Source organism: Nonomuraea salmonea (genome assembly GCF_042428605.1).
GTDB lineage: Bacteria > Actinomycetota > Actinomycetes > Streptosporangiales > Streptosporangiaceae > Nonomuraea > Nonomuraea salmonea.
The window spans coordinates 1-5,685 of the sequence record NZ_JBHMCF010000027.1; the positions used below are offsets into that span (position 1 = coordinate 1).

General features: G+C 65.5%; 7 protein-coding genes and 2 pseudogenes. 1 reads left to right on the plus strand and 8 read right to left on the minus strand.

What is annotated here, in order from left to right; translation table 11 throughout:
• On the plus strand, window positions 1-289 hold a 289-nt coding region (locus tag ACFFR3_RS23735), incomplete at its 5' end, for a transposase (RefSeq protein ID WP_379483867.1).
• Between the two features lie 196 nt (window positions 290-485).
• Here the strand turns inward: ACFFR3_RS23735 and ACFFR3_RS23740 are convergent.
• From ACFFR3_RS23740 to ACFFR3_RS23775, 8 genes and pseudogenes are all read right to left on the minus strand, one after another.
• Window positions 486-905: pseudogene (locus ACFFR3_RS23740) on the minus strand (transposase family protein); the annotation flags it as partial.
• Between the two features lie 16 nt (window positions 906-921).
• Window positions 922-1,380: a transposase gene (locus ACFFR3_RS23745; RefSeq protein WP_345390638.1), complete on the minus strand. Its 459-nt coding sequence runs from the start codon at window positions 1,378-1,380 to the stop codon at window positions 922-924.
• Window positions 1,355-1,915, minus strand: a complete 561-nt coding sequence (locus ACFFR3_RS23750; RefSeq protein WP_345390641.1) for an IS110 family transposase — start codon at window positions 1,913-1,915, stop codon at window positions 1,355-1,357. Before ACFFR3_RS23750 ends, ACFFR3_RS23745 begins: the two co-directional genes overlap by 26 nt.
• Before the next feature lie 131 nt (window positions 1,916-2,046).
• Window positions 2,047-2,409, minus strand: a pseudogene (locus ACFFR3_RS23755) (helix-turn-helix domain-containing protein); the annotation flags it as partial.
• A 655-nt stretch (window positions 2,410-3,064) separates the two neighbouring features.
• Window positions 3,065-3,499, minus strand: a complete 435-nt coding sequence (locus ACFFR3_RS23760; RefSeq protein WP_379483868.1) for a hypothetical protein — start codon at window positions 3,497-3,499, stop codon at window positions 3,065-3,067.
• Between the two features lie 33 nt (window positions 3,500-3,532).
• The gene (locus ACFFR3_RS23765) at window positions 3,533-4,831 is read right to left on the minus strand and encodes an IS701 family transposase (RefSeq protein ID WP_425569406.1); all 1,299 of its coding nucleotides are present in this window, start codon (window positions 4,829-4,831) and stop codon (window positions 3,533-3,535) included.
• Between the two features lie 142 nt (window positions 4,832-4,973).
• The gene (locus ACFFR3_RS23770) at window positions 4,974-5,273 is read right to left on the minus strand and encodes a hypothetical protein (RefSeq protein ID WP_379483869.1); all 300 of its coding nucleotides are present in this window, start codon (window positions 5,271-5,273) and stop codon (window positions 4,974-4,976) included.
• On the minus strand, window positions 5,228-5,685 hold a 458-nt coding region (locus ACFFR3_RS23775; protein ID WP_379483870.1), incomplete at its 5' end, for a hypothetical protein. The genes ACFFR3_RS23770 and ACFFR3_RS23775, both read right to left, overlap by 46 nt.

The window sequence follows — 5,685 nt, forward strand, 5'->3', positions numbered from 1 at the left end:
CTCATCATCAACTCCAGCGCGCCCAGGTCCGAGACTTGACATCCATAGGGGCATCAACCCGCAGGAGCGGCTGAACAAGGAGATCCGCCGCCGCACCGACGTGGTCGGCATCTTCCCCGACCGCGCCGCGATCATCCGGCTGGTCGGAGCGGTACTGGCCGAGCAGACCGACGAATGGACCGAAGCCCGCCGCTACATGGGCCTGGACATCCTCGCCAAAGCCCGCGTCCGGCTGATCACCGGCGACACACCGGCCCAGAACCCACTCCCGCAGACACTTACCGCTTAACCTGCAAAAACAGGATCACGCGAAGATCGATTCATACACCACGTCCGTGGACGTGACCGCCGGGGGCACTCACTTAGATCGGCATTTCAGGCCCCTGACCTGCGGCTTCATAGCCGCAGGTCGTTTGTTTTGCGCTCTCGATAGGCAGCGGACGGTGCTCACATGCAGCCGTAAGACCATGATCAGGGAGCCCTTTTCATCCTGAGTAGCGGCCTTCTTCCATGAGCTGCAGGACGAGGATGGCCTGCACGATCGTGGTGGCGCGGTTCGGGCAGCAACGCAGCCGGGACAGGACCTTCCAGGTCTTCAAGGTGGCGACGGCGCGTTCCCCGCAGGCGCGGATGCGGGCGTGTGCGCGGTTGACCGAGCGCTGGTGGCGTGACAGTGGCGGCCGCAGCCGGTGGCCTTTGAATGGCGTGCGGATGCTGCCGCCCGCGCCTTGATACCCCTTGTCGGCGAAGGTCTTCACCCCGGCCATGGTCAGCGCGTCGATCAGGCCGGTGGCGCGTGCCGCGGTCAGGTCGTGCGTGGCACCGGGCAACGCCGGCGAGGCCCAGACCAGCCGGCCTGCTGGATCGGCCAGGACCTGCACGTTGACGCCGTGGCGTCGGTGTTTGATGCCCCTATGTTCGTCAACCCCCTTTCGTCGAAGCAGGGGGTGTGAGAGCAGCTTTGATGATTTTGAAGAGGCTCCTCGACAGGTAGCGCTTCAGACAACGGATGATCTCTCGCCTAGAGAGCCCGTCCTGCGTGCGACGGGCGATGTAATCGCGAGTGGGCTCATGGCGTCGCATACAGGTGATAACAACCCGGAACAGGGCGGCATTCGCCCGGCGATTGCCGCCACGGTTCAACCGATGGCGTTGACTCTTGCCTGACGAAGCTTCGACAGGGCTGACACCGCACAGGGCGGCGAACGATGCCTCGCTGGCGAGCCGTTCGGAGTTGTCTCCAGCCGCGATGAGCAGAGTGGCAGCGGAGTCCGGGCCCACGCCGAACTGCTGGAGAAGCCCTGGCGCGGTCGTCTTGACGGCAGCGGCGATGCGCCCGTCGAGGTCCTTGATCTCATGGGTGAGCTGCTGGATGCGCATGGCAAGCAGACGAAGGGCATACCTGCAGGCGGCTTCCACTCCGGAGTGGTCGTCGGACCGCAACGCGGCGCATCGGGCCGACCAAGGTCGCAGTGCCCAAGCCTGTCAGCGACTCCCGCAGCGCAGGTTCGGCGTTGACGAGGAGCATCTTCATCTGGTTGATCGCTTGTGTGCGGGACTTGACCGCCGACTCCTTGGCGACCTTGTAGATCCGCATCTGCTCGACCTGGCCGTCTGCGGCCTTGGGGATGGCGGTGGCACGCCCGGACAGCACTGCGACAGCGGCGGCTTCGGCGTCCACGGCGTCGCTCTTGCCGCGGCTGCGGCGCATCGCTCGGTCCGGCCGGTTCACCTCGATGACGGTGATGGCCTCCTGCCGCAAGTAGCGGGTCAACGCCGCGCCATACGATCCGGTCCCTTCCACGCCGGCTCGGTTTACCTGCCCATAGCCGCGGGCCCAGGCCAGCAGCTGTCGATAGCCGGCGGAGGAGACCGGAAAGGCCCGATGTCCCAGCAGCACGCCAATGCTCGACACGACCGCAGTTCAGCCCGGCAGCAGGCGCCGCTCTGGGCCATGGCCGACAGATCAAACACCAGGCACCTAAGGCCAGCCAGCCAGAGTACGAGTCAGGCCATGGCCCGGAGCAGCACAACATGATTCTCACAGCCGGAGTAGTAGGGCCGTTCGTCGGTCAGTCGGTCGATCGGGATCAGGGTGCCGTCCAGGATGGTGTAGGCCAGCCGGCCGGCGCGTAAGACGGCGGCGTGGACGTCGTCGGCGAGCACGGCGAGAAGGTCGGCCGCCTCGCGGACGTAGCGCCAGGCGGTGCTGGTGCCGATGGCGAAGCCCGCGGCCAGGCGGGCGTAGGTGTCGCCGTTGCGCAGGTGGGCGAGTACGAGCAGGGCTTGCCGGGATGGGCCCAGGCGCCGCCACCGGCAGCGCCGCTTGGCACGCCGGGCACGGATCAGCTCGGCCAGACGGATCAAGGTGCGATTGGACAGCGGAATCGCGGCACGATAAGACAGCAACGAGGCTCTCCGGTAGAGGAATCGGATCTTGGTCGACTGCTGTCTTACCGGGAGCCTCTTCTCATGTCGACCGGTCCCGGCGTCGTCCCTGCTGACCAGCGCGATCAGGTTGGAAAAGCCTCAGGAGACATGCACGGGTGATCTTGAGCGCGTTTGCCCAGGTCGAACCGTGATTCTGGGCTATCCCCGCGTCCGACCACCCGCTCCGACCACCCGGGCTTCGGATAATTACAGCCGTTGATCGCGCCAAATGCGTGCGTGAGCTCCGGCTTGTGGCGCACGCTCGCCCGTCCAAGACGCGGCCGCTCATGGTGCTGGAGACCGGTACCCAGGCTGTTGACGACGACGTGATCTGCGGGCTCGGTGATGGCCCGAAGGATCTCCCCAATGTCCGGCATGTTATCCGGGGAACAGGCGCGCGGCTTCGGGGTCGAGGTGCCAGCCGTGGCGCCTGCGGCAGCGCAGCCCGAACAGCACCCACGATCGAACGCCCAGCGGGCCTCATCTGCTCCGGGATGTTCCACGCTCGGCCGCCCCTGAGGGCAAGTCCGAACACGAGGCCCTTCCCGAACAGAGATGAACGCAGCGACCAGTGTGTCAGCCGACCCGGCGTGCCAGCCGACCTTGAGACTTTCTGTCTGCCGAGGGCAACGCTTCAGCCGCGCCGGGTGATGCTCCACCACCAGATGGCGATTTTGTGCCTGAGTAGGTACATGTAAGACCAGCGGTGGAGCCAGGCGGGCAGGTCTCTGTGAGGGACATAAGTCCAGAGGTCCGCCGCGTAGTTCTCGGCCACCTCACGCATCTCGGGATCCCGGAGTAGCGGTCTGAGCAGCGCGACAGAGGCTCTGTCTGTCTGGTTGGTCAGCCTGACCATGTGGGACAGGGCAGTCAGTCCTTGGCCTCGCAGCTCGTGCCGGCCCGAAGAGATCGCACGGATCGCTCGTGGCGCGACCACATCGACATCGGGGCAGTTCAGCGCCAAGCCGATCAGCGCCGCGCCCACATGTGGTTCGCCTCGATCGAACGCCGCGTCGACCTCTTCGGGATCGTCGCACCCAATCAGGCCTTCCCCGGTCTCCCAATTCATGCGTCTCGATGAAGGCTAGTACTCCAGCCGCACTTATCGATCTTTGAGCTGTTGTCGCTGGTAGTGGCTATGTCGGGCGCGGGTTTGGTGGCGTCGTCGCCAGCGGGACCAGTGCAGGATGCGGGACCGGCTGGTAGGTGGCCGGGTGAGCAGGGCGAAGAGGCGGCGGATCTCGTTGGCGGAGATCGCGATGAGCCCGCTGGTGCTGGCTGGTGGGGCAGGTTCGGGGTCGAGGACCGCGCGGGTGACGGCGAGGAAGGCCAGGGCGAGCATGGCGAGGGTGATGTAGCGGTACCAGGCGGGATAGAGCCGCACCTGGTAGTGGTCGAAGGCGGCCTCGTTCTTGCCGGTCTGGAAGCATTCCTCGATCGTCCAGCGGGCTCCGGCCACCTCGACCAGGCGCTGCAACGGCACCGGCCGAGGGGTGTGGCACAGGTAGAAGGCCAGATCGCGGGGGTTGCTGAGGGAGCGGCGGATAAGCAGGCGGTGCGCGGGACTGTCGGTGGCGATCAGCGCCCAGTCGTAGCGCCGGTCGCCCTTGGCCCCCGGGCCGCAGGACAGGCGCTGCCATCCGGACCGGGGAACCTTGGCGGCCATGACGTCGGCGCGAACCTTGCCGGCGGCGGTGGTGATCTGATGGGCCCGGGAGACCGCGAGCACGTAGGAGATCTGGTGACTTTCCAGGTGGCGGCGCAGGGGACCGTTGTCGCCGTAGGCCTCATCGGCGGTCACCCAGCCGAACGGCACGCCGGCGGCGATGGCCCGTTCGATCATGGCTTGCAGGAGTTGAGGCTTGGTGGCGAAGCCGACCTGCTCGGGAACCTGGGCGGCCGCGCAGCGCTCCGGCTGGGCGATCCAGGACTCCCGGGGCAGGTAGAGCTCCCGGTCCAGCACGGCCCGTCCCCGGCTGGAGGCGTAGCCGAGGAACACCCCGATCTGACAGTTGGCGACCTTGCCGAGGGTGCCGGTGTATTGCCGTTGCACCCCGGCCGAGCGGACGCCCTGCTTGACGAAGCCGGTGTCATCGCCGACCAGCACGGCATCGCTCTCGCCCAGATGCGTCATCAGGTAGGTGCGGATGTCATCGCGCACGCCGTCGACGTCCCACTTGGCGGCGTTGAACAGCCGCTGCATGCCATCCGGAGTGGCTTCGCCGGCGTACTCGGCCAGCGACCAGCCGTTCTTGCGCTCCAGCCCGGACAGTAGCCCGCCGAGGCACGCACGCGCACGTTGCCGGACTTCGGGGCGTCTGAAGCGACCGGCTACCAGCGCGAACGCGTCATCCAGACCTGCTTGCAGACGAGCGGCGCTGAGATGTTCTACCCTGGCCAACGCGGCCACCGCATGATCTTCAGTTCCATCACACCTGAATGATCACAGCGGTGGCCGCTCGACGTTGACATGGCCACGTACCCACGTACGTACCACCGCGCCCCAACCACAGCCCATCAAGATCCGATCTGCGGCTGGAGTACTAGAGAGCCTTCCCCTTCCTGTTGAAGATCCCAGCCCGGATGAAGATGTTCTTCGACTTCTGGTCCAGAAGCTGCCACGTGACCACGTAGCCGTGCCAGGTGGCGCCGCCCGTCTGAGCGCCGGTACGTATCTGTTCGATGGGTTTGGAGGTGCCGTCGGCAAGCACCACCTTTGTACCGGGGGCGAAGCTGTTGCATTCGCGGATCGCCGCCTGCAAGCGATTCGAGGCCGCCTTGAGACGATCCCTTGCCTTCAGCCAGTTCTTGAATGCGTTGATTGCGTCGCTCGCCTTTTGCACCACCTTCTTGCCAACTTCGTACGCCTTTTCCACTTCCATGGGAGGCCGTACTTGACGGCAAGCTTTCCGACCATGCCGCCTGCCAAAGAGCTGAGCACGTTGATGGCGGTGCTACCGCAGGCGGCAACGTCCCCGCTGGTGAAACACTTGATCCCGTCGGTGATGCCGAGCTCGTCTGCAATGATCTTCCCGATGGCGAGAACGGCATTCATCAGGGCCTTCAGCTGTCGGTCGACCTCAGCCTGAGCGATCTTGGCGTCGACTTCGGCTTGCCGCTTGCGGTACTGCTTACAGGCTTGGCTTTTGGGCTTGTAGCAGACGTCGACCGCGTCTTTCGAATCGTCGATGGGCCTGAGAGGGCGATTCGAGAGTTCATGCCCGTGATGCCGCAGTGTGGTTGAGTGAATCTGTA

Bases quoted from the DNA above. Each gene is read 5' to 3' on its own strand.
- ACFFR3_RS23760 (WP_379483868.1), bottom strand. From the start codon at position 3,499: ATGAATTGGGAGACCGGGGAAGGCCTGATTGGGTGCGACGATCCCGAA.
- ACFFR3_RS23745 (WP_345390638.1), bottom strand. From the start codon at position 1,380: ATGCGCATCCAGCAGCTCACCCATGAGATCAAGGACCTCGACGGGCGC.